We start from the raw sequence: 18,787 nt of genomic DNA on the forward strand, positions 1-18,787 counted from the left end.
TTGTTATGGAACAAATGATAGCTGTTGTTACCGGAGGAACCGGGGGAATAGGGTCTGCTATAAGTCAACGTTTATCGACGGATTTCAAGGTTGTTGCTTGTTATTTTAAGGATGGACGCCACGAAGAAGCAAAACAATGGCAAGCAGAACAAAAGCAACTGGGTTATGATATTGATATAGTTTATGGCGATATTGCCCAGTACAGTGATTGTGAAAAAATAACTACGCTGATTATGGAGCGATACGGGCGTATCGATGTGCTGGTTAACAATGCGGGCATTACTCAAGACTGCAGCCTGCGAAAAATGACTCCGCAACAATGGCAACATGTGTTGGATGCCAATCTGACCAGTGTATTTAACATGACTCGTAATGTCATTCCTGTAATGTTGGAAAAAGGGTATGGCCGAATAATCAGTATCTCCTCTATTAATGGGCGCAAAGGGCAATTTGGACAATGCAATTATGCTTCAACCAAGGCAGCGTTGTTTGGATTTACCAAGAGTCTTGCATTAGAAGTAGCAAGTAAAGGGATTACTGTGAATACGGTTTCTCCTGGATATATAGAAACTCCAATGCTGGCCGCTGTTAAAGAAGAAGTGCTCAATTCCATCATAGCCAATATTCCGGTTGGTCGATTAGGATATCCTCGGGAAGTGGCGGATGCAGTAGCATTTTTGTCTTCTCCTGACAGTGGATTCATTACAGGTGCTAATCTTGATGTAAATGGTGGCCAATACATGTAAGTAGATTCAGGCAAGTAACAATAAAAAACGGTCTACTTTGCCAGAATTATTTGAAACATTTGAGCCTATTGTTATAAATAAAAAGAGAATTTCATGCAGAATAATAATGTTGTATTGATTACAGGTGGAACAGGAGATATAGGTACTGCGGTCGCAAAACAATTGGATGCGAGTTATAAGCATGTCATTGCGCTTGATCTGATTTCGGACGAAAAAGGAAAGGCCTGGAAACAGGATCTGCTGGATCAAGGATATAAAAATATATCATTTCGCCATATGGATGTTACCGATTTTGATCAATGTCAGGAAGTGATTAGTGTCCTCATCAAAGAGTTGGGACCTATTGACGCATTGATTAATAACGCGGGTATTACTCGTGACGCCGTGTTTACTAAAATGACCAAACAACAATGGGATGAAGTGTTACGCGTTAATCTTGATGGAATGTTTAATGTGACACGACAAGTTGTTGAAAGCATGAAAGAGCAGGCTTCAGGCCGGATCGTCAATGTGTCTTCAGTGAATGCCCAAAAAGGACAATTTTCCCAGGCAAATTATGCTGCATCAAAAGCTGGAGTCTATGGTTTTACTAAAAGTCTGGCGCAAGAGTTAATGAGTAAAAACATTACTGTAAACAGTATTTCTCCTGGATATGTCAATACTCGATTAATGCAAGGGATCAGACCCGACATTTTGGCGAGTATCATTGAGTTAATACCGGCAAAAAGATTGGCTGATCCACAGGAAATCGCCTGGGCAATCGAGTTTTTGATCAGTGAAAAGAGTCGTTATATTACAGGCGCAAATCTCAGCGTTAACGGTGGATTACATATGTATTAAACTATAACGCATTTAACTTTTGAGATTACCTATGACCCGTTTAATTAAAAAATATAAAAATCGTAGGCTTTATGATACTGAAACCAGTCAATACATCACACTTGAACAGTTACAACGTTATGTAGTAGATGGCGTTGCATTCAGAATTGAAGATTCAGAAACTGGGAAAGATCTGACTAATTCAGTATTGCTGCAGATTATTGTCGATATGGAAGCGGGTCCTACTCAATTTTTATCCCCTGAAATTTTGCGCCAGATTATTTCTTTGGCAAACCATCCCATGCATGTTTCATTAAAAGGAATGATGGAACAAATGTTTCAGGCTATGGATAAACCCTTACAAAATAATCCGTATCAACAGGCAACAGAAACCTGGAATAACCAGATGCAGCAAATGATGCAGCAATGGCAGAAACTATTTAAAGGGTAAAATTATGGTGCAGTGCAAAATTATTTTGTGAGATACATTGACATTTCTTATATATAGGGTCTATTATTAAATTGTGCAATGCAGCATATTGGAGAAAATCATGAACCAGGCAAATTTTGAAAAATGGAGTGAAATGGCTAAAAAATTACAAGAGCCTTTTCAAGCTATAGCGGAATTGAATGTTAAAACCTTACAAGGCTTAAGTTATCTGAAACCTGATGAACTTGCTCATGTTAAAAAACCTGAAGAAGTTCTTGAAAAGCAAATTAATCTGGCTGTTGAGAATGGTCATAAAGCTTTAGATTATATGCAACAGTCTTTTCAGATTATTGAAAAAGCAATGTTAGGATTAGTTAAAGAAGCTAAAAAAACAGCTACTGAAATTAAATAATATTCGAAGATTCAATGAAAACATCCTAAAGGTTTATTGAGAATTCAATAAGCCTTTATTATTTTTAACTCTATTGGTCCAATAAATGATTATTGGAGTAAAGAGAACCGTCGGGCCTAGCCAGAGGTAAATAGAGTGTTCAATAGTAATATTGGTGACCAGGAATGCAGTAAATACAGCAATAGTACCTCCTAACATTGCTCCTAAATGCCGGGTAATTCGAAGTTTATATTGAACCTGACCTTTATAATAAATTAATGCATCACCAAAACTAAAATTTCCTCCCAAAAAACCAAAAATTAATAGAACCGTGGATTGAACCCTATCGGTATTAAAATACCACAATCCCATGATGATCATCATAATGGAGGCTGAGATCATAGCCGAACAAATGATCCAGTCTGATATTGGTATAACTGGCTCACGTCGTCTTGCATAACGAAAACCGCTATAAGCCAGGTAATAGCTAAAAATGGCAATCAAAAAAAGAAACATATTGGATTTGATGAGGGCCATTGGTAACGCCGTAATAAAAATTCCTGTCATTCCATAAAAAAAATAACGACCATATTTTTTGTGGGTTTTACTTCCTTTGGGAGTGGCAATGGCTGCTACAGAGCAGGCTAGGGAAATACTGCCGCATAGAATATGAATCCCCAATAAAAAGTAAAATATCATTCAACAATTCTTAATAGTAAACGGGAGGTAAATTTCATTATCCTATGAGATGTTTTATAAAAGCAATCTGCTTACCAAAGGTCGGGAAGTTAAAGTAGTTAATAAAATCCATTTTATTGTGTAATTGGGGTCGCATCTTGCCTTTTGATCGTTTAGACATTTTAGTATGGATGATTGGCAAAATGCTCTTGTCCCTAATGAATGAGTTAGGTGCATTTATGGCGTTTTGCGACCGAGCCTTTGGCAATCTTGCCAGATTTAATACCTGAATAAACGATACTGGGAGCAAGATGAAACAGGAACTCAACATTAATAGATTATGTTCAGAACCTAGCTTGTTTTTGGTATCAAGCCTACGGATAGAATACCAGAAATGACGGAATGTTCATCATTATCTGATGTATCCCCACTTGCTCCCGCAGCCCCTATAATTTCATTATCAATATTGAGGATGAGTACACCGCCTGGAGCAGCAATAAGTCGTCCTTTTGAAGCAATCATTGCTCCCTCCATTAAGTCAGGAATTTCATGTGCCTTGAGTGCCAAACCTCGCGAACCTATGCCCATACCCAGAGCACCATAGGCTTTAGCAAAGGCTATATCAAACCGCAAAATACCTGCTTTATCTTGACGTTGGAATGCTACAAGATGTCCACCTGAGTCAAGAATTGCAATTGACATCGGTTGCAGCGATAAGTTCATACTTTCAATAAACGCCGCCTCAATAATGGCATTTGCTTTTTCCAGAGTTAATCTATTCATTATTTATCCATTTAGATTGAAGGAACTTGTTGTTTGGCCTTATGAAAACTTCATTAATTTGATCACATAGTGATTCTCTTATTGTATCTATTTATATATCAAAAACTCTGATATTGCATGTCGAATATGGTTCACTAATCCGATTAACACGCTTATTGTTACTATTCCATTTACAAAATGGAGTGGATCATTCAATGATCAGTTTTAAGCCGGCGTAGCCTGGGAGTAGGCCTCACAGGCCGTATCCCAGGTTTTCATTAACCCTGTTAAACAATGATACGCACCCTCAGCTAAAGAATGGCCGTATTCCGGTTTCCATCGTTATGTTCCGATTGGAGTATTGCAAGAAAATTGGGGATATGATGGTGTTGAAGGCGAGTTTGGAGATAGAATGTAAACTTGGGATACGGCCTGTGGGGCCTACTCCCGGACCAGGCTTGCTGAAATTGAAACCCTTTATCTTGCTTCCTTAAATAGTAAAGATTGCGATAACTCATAATTACTGGAGTAAAAAATAATATGAACGATGTTTTCATTAATAAAGATCACGTTGAACTCTTTAAAATTCTTAAATTTGAAGGTATCGCCTCAAGTGGAGCAGAAGCTAAGGAAATGATAGCTGCGGGCACTGTATTGGTAAACGGCGTAATAGAAAAACAGAAAAGAAAAAAGATGGTTGCAGGAGATACGATTGAATTGAAAGGTGAGATCTTTCGGCTCAAGTTGAGTGCCAATTAACATTTTTATACACTCAGGCTCCAGTTATACGGGTGAAAATCAAAAAGAATTACAGCGTTCTAAAGATATTTTCATATTGTGAGATTAGTAGGGTATTTTGCTGCAGAACATTAAATCTGATTAATAGATAATCAAAATTATAGGTGTTATTGCTCACAAATCGACCAAAAATCTCTGGAATATAAACATATAGATGACCACCAGCATTTTAATGTATAAAGCTTGTCGGGTTCTATTATTATTTGACCCATGTGTGTTATTGTTGTACAATTCATTTTGTTTCACATCTTAAGAGTCCTGATGCCTTTATATTCTGATCAAACCTTTTTTAAAAATGAACAAAAATCGAAACCATTGAATTTTAATCAAGCCACATTCAATGCGATTTATAGTGGTGATACCACTAAAGAATTATCAATAACTGATAATGTAATCAGTTGGTTTATTGATTTGCCTCGCAGTATCGATAAGTCTATGAACATTCTTAAAAATATCATAAGGTTTAAAGATTATATTGATGAAAAGACCCAGCACTCAGCCCAAGACCTATTAATAATAGGAGATGACTATAAACTCATGTTAATTTGTTATGGCTATACTGATTGTAATCATTCAATGGTTATTGATGGAGATATTGACTCTTATGCTTCTCTTCTGGAGCCATTGCTTCAAGGTGCAATTGATGAAAAAAAATCGCTACGACTAATGATTCAATTCAACCAAAAGATATATGCTAAATGGATACAACCTCATTTGGAAACTACTCTGGCTGATGGTGAAGATTTAATTGAGTTGCTTGATGTATTGTATAGTGGTGGTTATCAGACACAAAAATTAACTTAGAATCTTGTTCACGAATATTTTCAAATCATCTTATAAAATGCTGAAAGATAATAATTTGAGTAGATCTGAATAACAGCCAGCGTAGGTCGGGCAACAAATTGCTCGACATGGTGCTAATGAAAGTTATATAAGACTATTTTAGAGCAAAATGTTAAGAAAAGATTGAGTATAAAGTAAATTTAGGAGAGTGATAACAAGGATCTTTAGTCGAGCAATTTGTTGCCCGACCTACGCTTGCTCTAAACTAGGGTTTAATTAATAGGATTCAAGAAAATACTTACCATTTTGACTTAAATAATAGATTTTTCTTTGCTTTAAATAGACACTTACGTACACAATTCCCGCGCGAGCAACTTCCTTATGAAACTCCACAACCGATAATTTGTTGTGGTCGAATTTATCTAATGCGTTTTTAAGTATGTCTGGGTCTAGAGATTCACCAAAGATAAACGAATTTTTATCTATGGATTTATCGATTTCTGCTGCAGGCAAATGGTACAACATAGAATCTTTAGAATAAAACGCAAGTTCATCATTGGTTACGTCATAAGTTTGTCTAATGACACCTAATTTCATTAATTTATCTGTAAATTTAACAAAGTCACCAGGAGCTCGATATCTATCTACACAAAGTGCTTTTATTTGTTGTTGCACTTCATTCCCATGAGCAAAAAGTGTGGTTGAAATGAGTAATAAAATTAAAAAATATCCGTTTCGAATTTTAGTGAGCATCATGTGTTTTTTATTTGGGTAAATAAATGGTAAGTGATGGTATCACAATCTTAATATAGGATTTAAGCAGAAAATATGTGCTGGCCTTTATTTTGAGTATAACTCATTCAAAATTCTAGATCCTATTATTTGGCATAAATAGCAATTCCGCATAATGATGAGTTTGCGGACGCATAGAACTGACCTTCAAAATATGTAATTCATCGCAAAAACTAGCAAGCGTAGGTCGGGCAACAAATTGCCCGACCTAAGCTTGCTAAAAACCAATGTTCGTGCAAAAAAATTAATTTAAATTAATTTATAAGACAGGCCTCTTCTTCAAGAGCTCCACTTAATACAGAATACTCTCCATTTACCCAATGAATCATTGCGTTGCCAGATTGTTTAGTGGGTCTATATAAATGGCTAGTGACATGCTCTAAATATCCTGGATTAGTAAACATGGCCACAGCGATGCGATTCCTTAATAATTTATATTGTCCATTAGTGTACATTAAAGAAATTTCGCCATCCCTTGTAACATTCGCACCTACTAGCACGCCCATGGGATAACCATCGATCTGAGTATATTGAGTAGAATATGGGCTTGCAAATTGTGTACTTGTTTTAAAATCAATTTTCAATTCGTGCATACCGTACTCAGCTGGCCATTGAATATGACCTAAACCTTCTTGTTTGCTGAGCGTTCCTGATGGATTGAAAACCAGTGTCCCTTTATCCCGCTCTACTTCATCAACAAATACTCGAGCCTGCCAAGTACCCATAACCATTTTTGTTGATTTAATGTTTACGAGATGTCTGTTTGATAGAGAATCATAGATGGTCATGAAGCTTTCATACTCACTACCGTCAATTGCCGAAGCAGGAAAATTGATGCTAATGTTAATTTTGCTGGTTGCCTTAGGCGCTAAATTTTTTATAGGAATCTTGATTTTACTCAGATGGTTAGCATCGGATTTTTTGGTTACCGCGAGTAGATAGTCGCCTTCATCACTACGGATATAGTAGTCTTTGTCCAAATACATTCGTCCTAAACGAGTGAACAATAATTCACTGTCCTTTTTGCCACGAGATACAACAAAATAGCCTTTATTCGTCAAAGCAAGATCAAATGGGTTATCCGTAACTGAAATAGGGCATTGATTAATAGTTAACGGCTCTTTAGTTAATTTAAATATATTATCGGCATACAATTGGGGTGAAACAACCAGGGCTGCTGCCACTAGCATCGATTTAATGTGCATGTAAATTCCTTTTAAATGAATACACTAATTTAAAGAAAAACCCTTTTCTTTATCGCAAAACCTTAACATTTCTATTATCTTGACTCAACCTGATTGTTCTGTGGCAAAAAATTAAACTTACACAGCTCATATTGTTCCTGGCCCCCTAACGCAAAAATTTAAAAATCTCTCTATATCATAGAAAAATCCAGTAATCCAACTTGAAAACATTAGTCGACTTAGCCTGGGAGTAGGCCCCACAGGCCGTATCCCAGGTTTTCATTAACCCTGTTAAACACTGATATGCACCCTCATCTAAAGAATGTCCGTATTTCGGTTTCCAACGTTATGTTCCGATTGGAGTATTGCAAGAAAATTAGGGAGATGATGGTGTTGAGGGAGGGTTTGGAGAGAGAATGTATGTGGAATGTAAACCTGGGATACGGCCTTTGGGGCCTACTCCCAGGCTACGATTGCTATCAAATCTACATACATGCTTAACCTAATCTTAATTCAAGATTAGTTTTGACTTCAGGCCATTCTGACTTAATTATACTAAAAAGCACAGTATCTCTGATAATGCCATTTTGAAGCAGCATATCTTGTCTTAAAGTTCCTTCTTCTTTAGCGCCCAATTTTCTTATGGCTGCCTGAGAGTGTTTATTTCTACTATCTGTTTTTAACTGCACTCGATTTACATTTAGAGACTCAAAAGCATGTTTTAACATTAAGTATTTGCTTTCTGGATTGATGTTAGTACCCCATGTCTCAGGGATATACCAAGTATATCCTATGCTAATTTTGCAATGAGCCATATCAATGTCGTAAAACCGAGTAGTGCCAATTATTTTTTGATCATAGTGTCTGCGAACAACGTAAGGAAACTGTTGTTCCTGATTTTTTGCCTTTATTGCGGCCTCAAACCAATAATTAAAATTCTCACCAATACCGTTAGTTGGAATAAAATTCCAGATCTCTGGATATTGTGCTGCATTGTAGAGCGATTCAAAATGTGAATGATCTATGGGTTCAAGGAGTATACTAGTACCTTGTAGGGTTTGTGGATTTTTAAATAACATACGTGAGTTTAAAAGGAATGAGTTTGAATAATGTATCATACATTTTATTTCAAAATATTAAATCAGGGGTCCCGGCTTAACTAATAAAATTTCATCCCGTTTAAGTCTGCGTGCATATCCCGGTGCGTAAAGCCTGAAATGCAGGATTCCATCAGGGCTTTCTAATGAGAGATCTGATTTCAAATGTTCCGTTAAACGATATAATTGTTTCTCTCACTGAATCTGAAAGAGAATTAATAAAAGAAAGAACCATTGCAAGATTAGAAGCCGAACGTGCAAGGGTATTGAAATAGAAATTAATGAGGTCACTATGACAGAAGAAACACAAAGAGAATTCATACAAAATAATTTGGAATTAATCCAAAAATTTCTTGAGGAATCGAAACCTCATGAAGATGAAATAAGTGCCAGTATTCAAGCAACTATCGCCCAATTTTTATTAAACACACGCATTGAGTTAAATAAACGCGCAAATGGTCAACAGTGGATCAGTACAGAAGACATTATCCAAGCACAAATTTCAGTGTTGAGGCGTTCAATAGTTGATCTAGAGCGTTATTATTTAACACTAGGGAATGGAGAAACTTTGCAATGAAGCAACGACAAACGACGCTCAATTTCCCGTTGGGCAATAAACCTAAATAGCAGGCGTAGCCTGGGAGTAGGCCCCAAAGGCCGTATCCCAGGATTTCATTAGCCCTGTTAAACATTGGTATGCGCCCTCAGCTAAAGAATGACCGTCTTCTGCTAAAAAACTGATGGTCTTCGATGGTTGCTGTCTCAATGTCAACATCAAGGTCTAATCACATGATTTCGGTGAAGAATTCCAAAAACACATAATATACGGATAATAAAATTAAGTGTTCAAGTGTCATAAATTATGTGCAATAGTCGTTACCTAATGTGTAAAATAATTATTTTTTAATTAATAAGAATATTAGATGATTTATACAGACGTATTGGATTTTTGGTTCGACGAATTATCTCCTGCCGACTGGTGGAAAAAAGATACCAATTTAGATGACTTAATCAAAAGTAAGTTCCTTGAATTACATCGTCAGGCTTCAAATGGTGAATTATTTGAGTGGCGTGATACTCCATCAGGTTCACTAGCAGAAATCATTGTATTAGACCAATTTTCACGTAATATTTTTAGAGGTACGCCACGAAGCTTTTTATTTGATGGTATGGCAATTGTATTAGCGCAATTTGCTATTAAGAATCATTTTGATAAAGAACTTGAGCCTACTCAACGAGGCTTTCTCTATATGCCATTTATGCACAGTGAGTCGGCAATCATTCATGAGCAAGCAAAGCAGCTTTTTAGCCAGCCTCAAATGGAAGATAATTATGAATTTGAGTTGAAGCATGCTGCTATTATTGAGAAATTTGGACGATATCCTCATAGGAATTCAATTTTAGGTAGAGAGTCTACTCCAGAGGAATTAGAGTTCTTAAAGCAAGCAAATTCTTCTTTCTGAAGGCCCAATTGTGGGAATAACATACCATTTCCCACTCATGTAACAAAACCCATGTAACGAAGAATTAAACATAGCTAGAAAGAGCGTGCAAATTGAGCCAGGCCTGAATTGTGAATTATGCTCTATTTCGAAAATTCAAAATTCAAGACCTAACCTCAAAGTGCTAGATCTTTGGAAGATAGTGCCCCTCATTTTTGTGAATTCTTTAATTTATGTATTAAAATTGAACTTCATTGAGTTTTCATTGTTTAATTAACTGTTTCAAGTAACTATTGATCAATTTTATTTGGCTGTTTACAACGAGTGCCATTTATTTAAATTGTACTGATGCTCAAGTGATAGAAGAATTGAGTAATAAATGGTAGTAAGGGGTAGGCGAGCGTATTTTAGTGGAGGAACGAAATGGAACATAGGGCAGCAAAAGATATTTATATTGATGAAACAGAGAATTCAGCAATTAACTCGATCATAAAAAAGGGGATAATTGACTATAATGCTCCATTTTTTGGTTCGAACCCTGCACATCCTTTTACCATTTATGTAAAAGATCTTAAATCAGAAGTTATTGCAGGTCTTACAGGTTTTTACAAAGGGAACTATGCGCGTATAGATTTATTTTGGGTTCATAAAGAATTTCGTCATCAAGGATTAGGTAAAAAATTGTTTTTGAAATTGGAAGAATTCAGTAAAACAAAAGGATGCTGCTGTATTCAACTGGATACCTTTGACTTTCAAGCGCGACCTTTTTATGAAAAGCTAGGGTTTGAATGTATCGGCACTATATCTAAATGGGTTGAAGATAGAGATTGTCACTTTATGAGGAAAATCATACCTTAGTACATCAAGAGAGCCAGGGCTTACTTTTTGTTAAATGTATTGCCAGGTAACAAAAAATCAAGGCATGCCCCCCTAAGTACGTATAAGTATACAGCCAAGAAGCGCCTGCGTTGTAAAGAGCCTCTACATAGTCACATCTCTAAATTGCTTGGAGGGGATATGTCTATTTTGCTTCTACACACTCATTGCCACAGATTGTTATATTTGTTCTTTATTGATACAATTATTCTCACTATTGGGAGTAATACACATGAGATTTATTGGTAAACCGCAGGGTTCATCCTGCAACTACAATTTTGATTTTTCAACAAATAGAGATTCTGAACGACGTATGCCTCATAGTGAACCTACACTATATTTTGATACCTATGGATTTCCTAAATCAAATCTAGAATATCTTAAGAATATTTTGGGCTTAAAAATAAATGGAGATAGATATTCTACCATCACTTCTGATCCAGCTTTTTCCATTATGGGCAAAGATGATGTGATTTCTGCAATTGAAATTATTTTAACATCTGAAAAATCATTTCTGAACTTAGAGTTAAAGCCACATAAGAAATTATTTAATGAATTGATTGATTTTTCAAAATCCTTAGGTGGCCAACTTCAGGTAAATAAAATCGATGATTCAACAGGCTACGAAACGCAGAGCGAATTATTTGATGCGCTTATGGCAAAGAAAAGCCAACCAGTGAAACCAGAAAACAGACAATCTAGTTGCTCAATAAGCTAAATGAACAGTTAGCAAGGGTAGCAAGCGTAGATACTGTCTTTAAAAGCAAGCTAAGTATTAATTAAAAGCGTGCACTTACATACAGTATCTACTTTTAATGCAAAAATTTCTTAGTCTGACGGCTATGAGTTGCGATCCAACCTACTTGCTTTTTTGCTTTATCAAGAAACTTCATGCATTTTATCTAGTGTTCGTTGGGTTAAGTATTTTAATTATAGTTTTATTCGTTTCAAGATCCCCTCATCCGCCTGTCGGCACCTTCTCCCTGATGGAGAAGGCGATTTTGGCGAGATCTCAATAACGTTTTAAATTGAACATTGGGGATTGCGTCAAAAAAGCTTAAGGCTATTGGATAAGCTAGTGTAGCAACTGTAATCATGATGCAGCGATGAGATTGACTCATTAAACCCAACATGAGGCGTTCTGACTGATTGTTTGTTGGGTCAAACGACCCAACCTACCTTGCTTCCAGTGTTACCTATTATTCCGGTTTATACTCAACTGATCCCTTCTCCCTTTTTAAGGGAGAAGGGTAAAGGATGAGGGTTACGGTTCAGCGAGCGTAAGTTGGGTCGCGACTTGATATTCGATCTTTGTTTTCATTTCTATCTCATGTTGTATCGCGACTCATAGCCGTCAGGCTAAGGTGACAATTTAAAGTAGCCTGGTTGCTTGCAACCAGGAATAAACCAATAACCTAAATCAAAAACGCGGTTGTGAGCAACCGGGCTACAGAACTGGAAACATTCTGATTGTACAAAATTATGATGGGATCGTTCAGGTGAAAGTCTTGAATTTTGATTTTACGAAACCATAGAATAATTCACAATTCAGAGCCTGACCCTGAGCCATCTCTGTGTCCTACTAAGTTAACAGGGGTTCTTTGTCTCCTGCTTTCCAAGGTGAATATTTTTTCATTACACTTAAAAAAAGAGGGGATTCTAAAAAAAACTCGAGCCACTAAATTAGCCGATGAAATTTTGATTGCATAAACCAATCTTTATCAACCATGCAAAATTGACGGATGAAGGGAAAAATAGCGATGTCAGCCAGACAAGGATTGTCAGAAAATAAATATTGAGAATTTAATAATTTTGTATTTAATGCGTTAAGAAAAATTAGTGCTTGTTTTCTATAATAGAGTGGCTCACCAAGCTCAGATTTTTGAGGATATTTGTAACCATCTAAGATGGGCTTAAACTCAAAGTCATTCTGATGAATTAAATTAAATATTTGTTGTTGCGCATCAGGCTTGAGCCAATTATCACGGTCAGATTGTTCAAGTGCCCACAGCATAATATCGAGGCTTTCATCAATTACTTTGCCTGAGTCTGTTATCAGTACCGGCACTGTGGCTTTTTCTGATGCCATAATCAACTCTTTAGGCTTATCACTAAGCGTTACTTCGCGTATTCCAACTTTTATTCCTGCATATTTAAGGGCCATTCGCGCACGGATTGCGTACGGACAACGTCTAAAACTATACAAATAATTCAAAGTTATATTCTCCAAAAAATACGTTCTAACAGAGAAGGATAGAGTTTAATTGAGATGATGCCATATAGATGTAAATTTAAACACCAGAAAATGTACTCGGTTAGTGCAAATGAGGTCAGGCTTCGACATGTGAATTATGCTATAGTTTCTTGAATTCAAAACTCAAGACCTGACCCTGAATGTTTCCGAATTCAAAATTCAAGACCTGTCCCTGAATGTTTCCTCGAATATTATATCAATAAGAAATTCTATTCTTGAAAAATGGGCTTAAACACTCATATTTTAGCAAGCTTGTAGCATTGTTTGTTACGAACCCATAAAATTGAACTACCTTGAACAATGAAATAATGTTATGAATGATTCAATCCATATTGTTTGTCCTCACTGCCATACAACCAATCGTTTGCTTGCTACACGATTGGTTGAAAGTCCAAAATGCGGAAAATGTCAAACAGCACTTTTTGATGGCAAACCTGTAGGCGTAGATACAGAGCACTTCGATCTTCATCTCATAAAGAACGATATTCCTCTGCTTGTTGATTTTTGGGCAGAATGGTGTGGTCCATGTAAAATGATGGCACCTTATTTTGAAGCAGCAGCAAAGATTCTAGAACCTCGAGTTAGGTTTATTAAAGTTAATACAGAATTTCAACACGTATTAAGTACTCGCTACCAAATTCAAAGTATTCCTACGCTGATACTTTTTTCTCATGGAAAAGAGAAAGCACGACACTCAGGGGTGATTAGCACACAGGATATGGTTCGCTGGGTTAAGCAATATTTATGAGTTTTGCATCGGGCATAAATTGGCGTCCTGGTTCACAACTAAATGGTTCATAAGTCTATTGATATACGGGGTAGAAATCTGGTGTATTCAAGGATTTGTAGTTTATATGGAACCTGATCTTTATAATAAATAAAATCTACTATAATCATTGAGTAGGAGCAAACGATGATCTAAGGACTGGCTCATGGCTCATTCAGATTTTATCAAACGCAATGGAATACTTATACTGGGACTTGCTCTGCCTATTCTTGTTATGGCGTTCTTTTTTTTGGCTAGCATCATGCCATTACATGTCGCCAATCCTCCATTATACGATATGATTTTTACTGTGCAGGATTATTCATCGAATAGCCAACCTCCAGTCACTGCTAATTTTGTTGTAATAGACGGAACGCTTAAAGTTCAGTATATAAAAAACAGAAATAATGTATATAACGGTTGGAAAAAACTCTATTTATATGAAGCCAAAAGCCAGAAGGTCAGGCAATTGTCTTTAGCTCTCCCTAAGGATATCGACACGATACAGGACATGAAAGAAGAAACAGTGGATGCTACCAAACATTTGAAATTGGATACTTCTCTTGAGTCGCCAGATGGATATTTATTGTCTTCTCAGGGGAACACAAATAACAGCGGTTTATTGGGCTCACTGCTTTGGGGTGGTAGTTACAGTAACGAAGCATGCTTAAAAAAGGGAAGTACGTGTATTAAACTCCAGGGTAGTGACAGTCAAATGTATTTTTATCCCGGTTATTTGCAATTTATTGGATGGGTTAAATCATGAATCGTGAAGAGGCGTTGGCAGAGATCGCAAGGATAGCCAAAAATTTTAATCTCGATATAGACGACATTAAAGAGGTATTTAAATCAACTCCTGAACGAACGACCATGCAATCCAATAAGTTGATGAATACATTGTTGGCTTATATAGGCGGTATTCTTATTTTTTCCGGGATCTGTATTTTTATAGCGATGCAGTGGGATAACATCAATACGTTCAACCGTATATTGTTAACTCTTGGTGTGGGATTCTGTTTATTCATCTCTGCCGTGTTTTGCACGAGAATTGATGGTTTTAGTAAAGCTGCTGGACCGTTGTTTTTGCTTGCGGCACTTCTACAACCAACGGGTTTGGCTGTTTTGTTTCATGAATATTTCCCTATAATGAATCCGATACGCGGTGTTTTAATCATCAGCTTGATGATGTTTATTCAGCAGGGCTTTACATTTATAAGTACCAAGCGGACAGAGCTTGCCTTGACGACCATTATTTTTGGAGTGTTGTTTTTTATGGCTGCGTTTGAATTGCTGGCCATACCTTATAAAACCGAGTGGTTTGTTCTGAGTAGCTCCATCTTATGTCTGGCATGGGTAATTAATAATTCCAGATATCAAGCGATAGCGTCAGTTTTATTCTTCTTTGGTTCGTTGGCATTTTTCCTCATTACCTTCGATATTCTCAGAAATCAATTCTATGAGCTGCTTTATTTAGGCCTATGCTGTTTTATGATCTTTATTGCCATAGTATCCAGCAGCCGAACTTTATTAATTAATGCGTCTCTTGCGACTTTAGCATATATAGGTTACTTCACAGGAAAACATTTTCCTCATACGCTCGGTTGGCCTCTCACGCTCATCGTGATGGGATTCATCCTGATTATTTTTAGTGCCTGGATTATTAAATTGAATCGTCATTACCTTAAAACCTGATTTCTTTTCTACGCCCTCTGACTATTACGATATGCTGTACATTGTTGTATAATGTGTGTTTTTAGAGCAATTAAGTTTGCACGTATTGTTAGAGATGTTTTGTGGAATTTGAATTGGAACATAAATTGGAATTGGGTAAGAAATCTGAATATGAGGCACATTATAATGCCGATAAATTATTTCCTATTCCTCGAGAAGGTAAACGTCTTGAAATAGGGATTAATCCGGATCAGTTGCCGTTTTGGGGATTTGATTCCTGGAATCATTATGAGGTTTCATGGCTTAATGCTAAAGGAAAGCCCATAGTTGCTGTAGCGGAAATCGTTTATGATTGCCATTCTCCAAATATTATTGAGTCCAAATCATTAAAACTGTACTTTAATACCTTTAACAACACTCAATTTGACTCCATCGCTGATGTGGAGCGCATTATTATTCATGATCTGAGTCAGTGTTTAAAATCTGATGTATCCGTTACGATTCATCAATTAGGGAATAGTAAAACAATAGGTCTTCAGAATTCATTCAATGGTGAATCTATTGATTCTTTGGATATAGCGTGTTCCGTTTACTCCGTTGATCCTTCATTTCTAACCGTTGATGGCGATCTGGTGGAAGAAACGTTGTATTCTGATTTATTAAAATCCAATTGTTTGGTGACGTATCAGCCTGATTGGGGAAGTGTACAGATTAGTTATAAGGGTCCCAAGATAAATCGAGAAGGCTTATTAAGATACATAGTTTCTTTTCGTAATCATAATGAATTTCATGAGCAATGCATTGAACGCATTTTTGTCGATATTATGACTCAATGCAAGCCACAGGAATTAACTGTATACGGACGTTATACCCGTAGAGGCGGTTTGGATATTAATCCTTATCGTTCAACATTAAAACCGAATCTGAACGCTAAAAATATCAGGCTGGCAAGACAATAGAGCTATAGTTTCTCTGGTTGTTCAATTGAGGTTGATGGTGGATTAAGAATGGAACGAATTAATTCAACACCAACCTTGTTACGCTAACTGATTCGATATTAATGTGTAACAAAAGTGCGACATTCCTGTGTAACTGGTTTTGTTGGCACCACTATTTGAACATTAATTCCTTTTATAGTTGGACTGACAAGAGCCCCTCTGAGGTAATCAATTAAGGGTACATCGACTACTTTTCCAAATTGGGAGGAGGCTTGTCTGAAATATAATTGGTCATTAATCTTTATCGCAAAGCCCAAGTGCGAAATATTCAATGATGTTCCTATTTGTTTACGTAAATCCCAGTTAGGCCGAACGATTTCGATTATTGAGCCTGATGGAATTTGGGAAAATAGATACAGATTGGGTTCACCATTTTTTGAAAATAATGCGCTTAATGGGATGTAAGGAATTGTTGAAAGAGTTGTTTGTAGTGTACTGCCTTTCTGTTTTAATTCGGCTAAACGTTTAGTCTGTTCTGTTTTATTCTCATGTACTAATCTGATGGTGTCCAGGGTTTTATGTGCATACCAACCTGATTTGTTAATCATTGCCTTGGCATAAAGAGCTACTGATTTATTGTGTTTGTCTTTGATGGTCAGAGTAATGTCTTTAAGTAAGCCTCGTTGTTGATTATTGTGATTCCAGTCTATGGACGTAAAGTGATTGCGGTTGATGTATGAAATTTTACCTTCATAATAACGAGTGTATTTTAAACATTGCTGAAAGGTTTCAAGTGAGTTTGCTGTAGCCAATGCAAGGACTGTATTGACATAAGTATCACAATCAAAACCATCGGTCCGATAGCGCGGGAACTGATCATAGCGTGCATTTGCTCCTTCACCCAAAGAGCCCAGGATATAGGGGACACCTTTAAATTGGCTGCTAATCCAATCTATTCGTTCCGTCATGGAAGAGTTCGGCATGGTGTTAAGTGTATGATATAGTTCCTTAATTGAAGAATTGGCCTGTTGTTCAATCGCATTTGAGTCAATTGCATAACAGGAATAACCGGTTATTAAACAAATCATAATCAATAAGAGTTTTAAGGGAGCGGGCGTGTATTTCATAAGTAGTTTTAGATGGTTTAGGTTCAGTTTAGGTTACATGCTACTCCTTTTTAAGTCTTGGAGGCAAGAATGCTCAATATAATCTGGTTAGGAATGATTTTGATTGCCGTAATTGTAGGTATTATTGAAGGGCGAATTGATGAGGTCGTTCGAGCAGTAACTGATTCGGCCAAACTAGGCTTTGAAGTGGCAATTGGATTGACGGGGATTATGGCTTTATGGCTTGGAATCATGTCCATCGCAACGGAATCCGGCTTGGTCTCTTTATTGGGCAAAGCGCTCAAACCCATACTCAGACGTTTATTTCCGGATATTCCCGTTGAGCATCCTGCAATGGGAGCTATGGTAATGAACATAGCTGCAAATATGCTTGGTTTGGCAAATGCTGCCACTCCTTTTGGTTTACAGGCTATGAAGGAATTGCAAACTCTAAATAAGCATATGACAGTAGCAACAAATTCTATGTGTACCTTTTTAGCTATCAATACCTCTAGCGTTCAATTGATTCCTGCTACCGCTATAGCGTTTTTGGCAGCGAATGGCAGTACCAATCCAAGCAGTGTGATTTTCAGTTCTTTGATTGCAACGTCAGTTTCAACCATTGTAGCAATCATTGCGGTACGGCAATTTGCGACTTTTAAACGATTTCAAATTGAAAGGGCGGACAGTTTATGAGTGGATTAGCCAATCAATTATCCAATTGGATGTTTTTAGCTTTTATAGTGGGTATCCCTTTATACGCGGCTATTAAAAAAATTAATGTATTTGATGCATTTATAGTAGGAGCAAAGCAGGGATTTGATACGAGTATTAGCATTATTCCCTATTTAATTGCAATGATGGTAGCAATTGGTATGTTAAGGGCATCAGGATTTTTTGACTTGCTTAATCAACTGTTAGCCCCTTTGTTGACCATGATAGGGATGCCACCTGAAGTCCTTCCCCTAGCCTTGATTAGACCGTTTTCCGGAAGTGCTTCTACGGGAGTTATGGCGGAATTAATTCATCAGTATGGTGGCGATTCAATAATTGCCAAAACCGCGGCAACCATGATGGGCAGTACGGAAACAACATTTTATGTGATTGCGGTATACTTTGGTTCGGTAGGAATAAGACGGACTCGTCATGCAATTCCCGTTGGGTTATTAGCTGATTTTGCAGGCGTTATCGCTTCAGTACTAATATGTCGATATTTATTTGGATAAACAGGATAATTGTACTTGCACTAACATT

Annotated in this window: 25 protein-coding genes; 17 read left to right on the forward strand and 8 right to left on the reverse strand. The window is 36.9% G+C overall.

Going from position 1 to position 18,787, the window contains the following annotated elements; all coding sequences use genetic code 11:
* Positions 1-5 precede the first annotated feature (5 nt).
* The 4 genes from phbB (IZU94_RS12545) to IZU94_RS12560 all read left to right on the forward strand — a co-directional run bounded on the left by phbB (IZU94_RS12545) (position 6) and on the right by IZU94_RS12560 (position 2,407).
* Positions 6-746 carry an acetoacetyl-CoA reductase gene (gene phbB, locus IZU94_RS12545; RefSeq protein ID WP_203111067.1) on the forward strand — a complete coding sequence of 247 codons (741 nt, stop codon included), beginning with the start codon at positions 6-8 and terminating at the stop codon, positions 744-746.
* 93 nt (positions 747-839) lie between these two features.
* A complete protein-coding gene (phbB, locus tag IZU94_RS12550; RefSeq protein ID WP_203111069.1) occupies positions 840-1,586 on the forward strand; it encodes an acetoacetyl-CoA reductase in 747 nt (248 codons plus the stop codon).
* 31 nt (positions 1,587-1,617) lie between these two features.
* Positions 1,618-2,016 carry a polyhydroxyalkanoate synthesis regulator DNA-binding domain-containing protein gene (locus IZU94_RS12555; protein ID WP_203111070.1) on the forward strand — a complete coding sequence of 133 codons (399 nt, stop codon included), beginning with the start codon at positions 1,618-1,620 and terminating at the stop codon, positions 2,014-2,016.
* 100 nt (positions 2,017-2,116) lie between these two features.
* Positions 2,117-2,407, forward strand: a complete 291-nt coding sequence (locus IZU94_RS12560) for a phasin family protein (RefSeq protein WP_203111072.1) — start codon at positions 2,117-2,119, stop codon at positions 2,405-2,407.
* Positions 2,408-2,440: 33 nt separating this feature from the next.
* On the opposite strand, the gene IZU94_RS12565 is transcribed toward IZU94_RS12560, so the two are convergent.
* Together IZU94_RS12565 and IZU94_RS12570 are read right to left on the reverse strand one after the other, a co-directional pair.
* Positions 2,441-3,085: a hypothetical protein gene (locus tag IZU94_RS12565; protein WP_203111074.1), complete on the reverse strand. Its 645-nt coding sequence runs from the start codon at positions 3,083-3,085 to the stop codon at positions 2,441-2,443.
* Positions 3,086-3,415: 330 nt separating this feature from the next.
* Positions 3,416-3,847, reverse strand: a complete 432-nt coding sequence (locus tag IZU94_RS12570) for a GlcG/HbpS family heme-binding protein (protein ID WP_203111076.1) — start codon at positions 3,845-3,847, stop codon at positions 3,416-3,418.
* Positions 3,848-4,366: 519 nt separating this feature from the next.
* Here IZU94_RS12570 and IZU94_RS12575 point away from each other — a divergent pair.
* On the forward strand, positions 4,367-4,585 hold the full coding sequence (locus tag IZU94_RS12575) for an RNA-binding S4 domain-containing protein (RefSeq protein ID WP_203111078.1): 219 nt from the start codon (positions 4,367-4,369) through the stop codon (positions 4,583-4,585).
* A gap of 300 nt (positions 4,586-4,885) precedes the next feature.
* The gene (locus tag IZU94_RS12580) at positions 4,886-5,428 is read left to right on the forward strand and encodes a hypothetical protein (RefSeq protein ID WP_203111079.1); all 543 of its coding nucleotides are present in this window, start codon (positions 4,886-4,888) and stop codon (positions 5,426-5,428) included.
* A gap of 255 nt (positions 5,429-5,683) precedes the next feature.
* Here the strand turns inward: IZU94_RS12580 and IZU94_RS12585 are convergent, their stop codons facing one another.
* The 3 genes from IZU94_RS12585 to IZU94_RS12595 form a co-directional block, all read right to left on the reverse strand.
* Positions 5,684-6,163, reverse strand: coding sequence for a DUF1398 family protein (locus IZU94_RS12585; RefSeq protein ID WP_203111080.1), 480 nt, complete (start codon positions 6,161-6,163; stop codon positions 5,684-5,686).
* A gap of 290 nt (positions 6,164-6,453) precedes the next feature.
* Positions 6,454-7,404 (reverse strand): flagellar hook-basal body complex protein, encoded by a 951-nt coding sequence (locus tag IZU94_RS12590; RefSeq protein WP_203111081.1) that lies wholly within the window; start codon positions 7,402-7,404, stop codon positions 6,454-6,456.
* Positions 7,405-7,880: 476 nt separating this feature from the next.
* Positions 7,881-8,462 (reverse strand): GNAT family N-acetyltransferase, encoded by a 582-nt coding sequence (locus tag IZU94_RS12595; protein WP_203111082.1) that lies wholly within the window; start codon positions 8,460-8,462, stop codon positions 7,881-7,883.
* Positions 8,463-8,626: 164 nt separating this feature from the next.
* Here IZU94_RS12595 and IZU94_RS18325 point away from each other — a divergent pair, with 164 nt between their 5' ends.
* Entirely contained in the window at positions 8,627-8,755 is a 129-nt protein-coding gene (locus IZU94_RS18325) for a hypothetical protein (protein ID WP_255557496.1), read from the forward strand.
* Between the two features lie 17 nt (positions 8,756-8,772).
* Positions 8,773-9,057 (forward strand): hypothetical protein, encoded by a 285-nt coding sequence (locus IZU94_RS12600; RefSeq protein ID WP_203111083.1) that lies wholly within the window; start codon positions 8,773-8,775, stop codon positions 9,055-9,057.
* A gap of 42 nt (positions 9,058-9,099) precedes the next feature.
* On the opposite strand, the gene IZU94_RS12605 is transcribed toward IZU94_RS12600, so the two are convergent.
* Positions 9,100-9,255, reverse strand: coding sequence for a hypothetical protein (locus tag IZU94_RS12605; RefSeq protein WP_203111084.1), 156 nt, complete (start codon positions 9,253-9,255; stop codon positions 9,100-9,102).
* Positions 9,256-9,403: 148 nt separating this feature from the next.
* On the opposite strand from IZU94_RS12605, the gene IZU94_RS12610 reads away from it, so the two are divergent.
* The 3 genes from IZU94_RS12610 to IZU94_RS12620 all read left to right on the forward strand — a co-directional run bounded on the left by IZU94_RS12610 (position 9,404) and on the right by IZU94_RS12620 (position 11,516).
* Positions 9,404-9,943, forward strand: coding sequence for a DUF924 family protein (locus tag IZU94_RS12610; protein WP_203111086.1), 540 nt, complete (start codon positions 9,404-9,406; stop codon positions 9,941-9,943).
* 402 nt (positions 9,944-10,345) lie between these two features.
* A complete protein-coding gene (locus IZU94_RS12615) occupies positions 10,346-10,780 on the forward strand; it encodes a GNAT family N-acetyltransferase (RefSeq protein ID WP_203111088.1) in 435 nt (144 codons plus the stop codon).
* Positions 10,781-11,030: 250 nt separating this feature from the next.
* Entirely contained in the window at positions 11,031-11,516 is a 486-nt protein-coding gene (locus IZU94_RS12620) for a hypothetical protein (RefSeq protein WP_203111090.1), read from the forward strand.
* 960 nt (positions 11,517-12,476) lie between these two features.
* On the opposite strand, the gene IZU94_RS12625 is transcribed toward IZU94_RS12620, so the two are convergent.
* Complete coding sequence (locus tag IZU94_RS12625) at positions 12,477-13,028, reverse strand: glutathione S-transferase N-terminal domain-containing protein (RefSeq protein ID WP_369411321.1); 552 nt, start codon at positions 13,026-13,028, stop codon at positions 12,477-12,479.
* A gap of 337 nt (positions 13,029-13,365) precedes the next feature.
* Between IZU94_RS12625 and trxC the strand changes: the two genes are divergently transcribed.
* The 4 genes from trxC (at position 13,366) to queF (ending at position 16,448) form a co-directional block, all read left to right on the forward strand.
* Positions 13,366-13,800 (forward strand): thioredoxin TrxC, encoded by a 435-nt coding sequence (trxC, locus tag IZU94_RS12630; protein ID WP_203111094.1) that lies wholly within the window; start codon positions 13,366-13,368, stop codon positions 13,798-13,800.
* Positions 13,801-13,984: 184 nt separating this feature from the next.
* Complete coding sequence (locus IZU94_RS12635; protein WP_203111096.1) at positions 13,985-14,584, forward strand: hypothetical protein; 600 nt, start codon at positions 13,985-13,987, stop codon at positions 14,582-14,584.
* On the forward strand, positions 14,581-15,510 hold the full coding sequence (locus IZU94_RS12640) for a DUF2157 domain-containing protein (protein ID WP_203111098.1): 930 nt from the start codon (positions 14,581-14,583) through the stop codon (positions 15,508-15,510). The genes IZU94_RS12635 and IZU94_RS12640 overlap by 4 nt, the downstream gene beginning before the upstream one ends.
* 101 nt (positions 15,511-15,611) lie before the next feature.
* Positions 15,612-16,448: an NADPH-dependent 7-cyano-7-deazaguanine reductase QueF gene (gene queF, locus IZU94_RS12645; protein ID WP_203111099.1), complete on the forward strand. Its 837-nt coding sequence runs from the start codon at positions 15,612-15,614 to the stop codon at positions 16,446-16,448.
* 98 nt (positions 16,449-16,546) lie between these two features.
* On the opposite strand, the gene IZU94_RS12650 is transcribed toward queF, so the two are convergent.
* Positions 16,547-17,554 (reverse strand): N-acetylmuramoyl-L-alanine amidase-like domain-containing protein, encoded by a 1,008-nt coding sequence (locus IZU94_RS12650; RefSeq protein ID WP_203111100.1) that lies wholly within the window; start codon positions 17,552-17,554, stop codon positions 16,547-16,549.
* Positions 17,555-17,623: 69 nt separating this feature from the next.
* On the opposite strand from IZU94_RS12650, the gene IZU94_RS12655 reads away from it, so the two are divergent.
* Positions 17,624-18,229 (forward strand): nucleoside recognition domain-containing protein, encoded by a 606-nt coding sequence (locus IZU94_RS12655; RefSeq protein WP_203111102.1) that lies wholly within the window; start codon positions 17,624-17,626, stop codon positions 18,227-18,229.
* Positions 18,226-18,759, forward strand: a complete 534-nt coding sequence (locus IZU94_RS12660; RefSeq protein ID WP_203111104.1) for a spore maturation protein — start codon at positions 18,226-18,228, stop codon at positions 18,757-18,759. Before IZU94_RS12655 ends, IZU94_RS12660 begins: the two co-directional genes overlap by 4 nt.
* The last annotated feature ends 28 nt before the right edge of the window (positions 18,760-18,787 follow it).

The organism is Legionella bononiensis, assembly GCF_016786215.1.
Taxonomy (GTDB): Bacteria; Pseudomonadota; Gammaproteobacteria; order Legionellales; family Legionellaceae; genus Legionella; species Legionella bononiensis.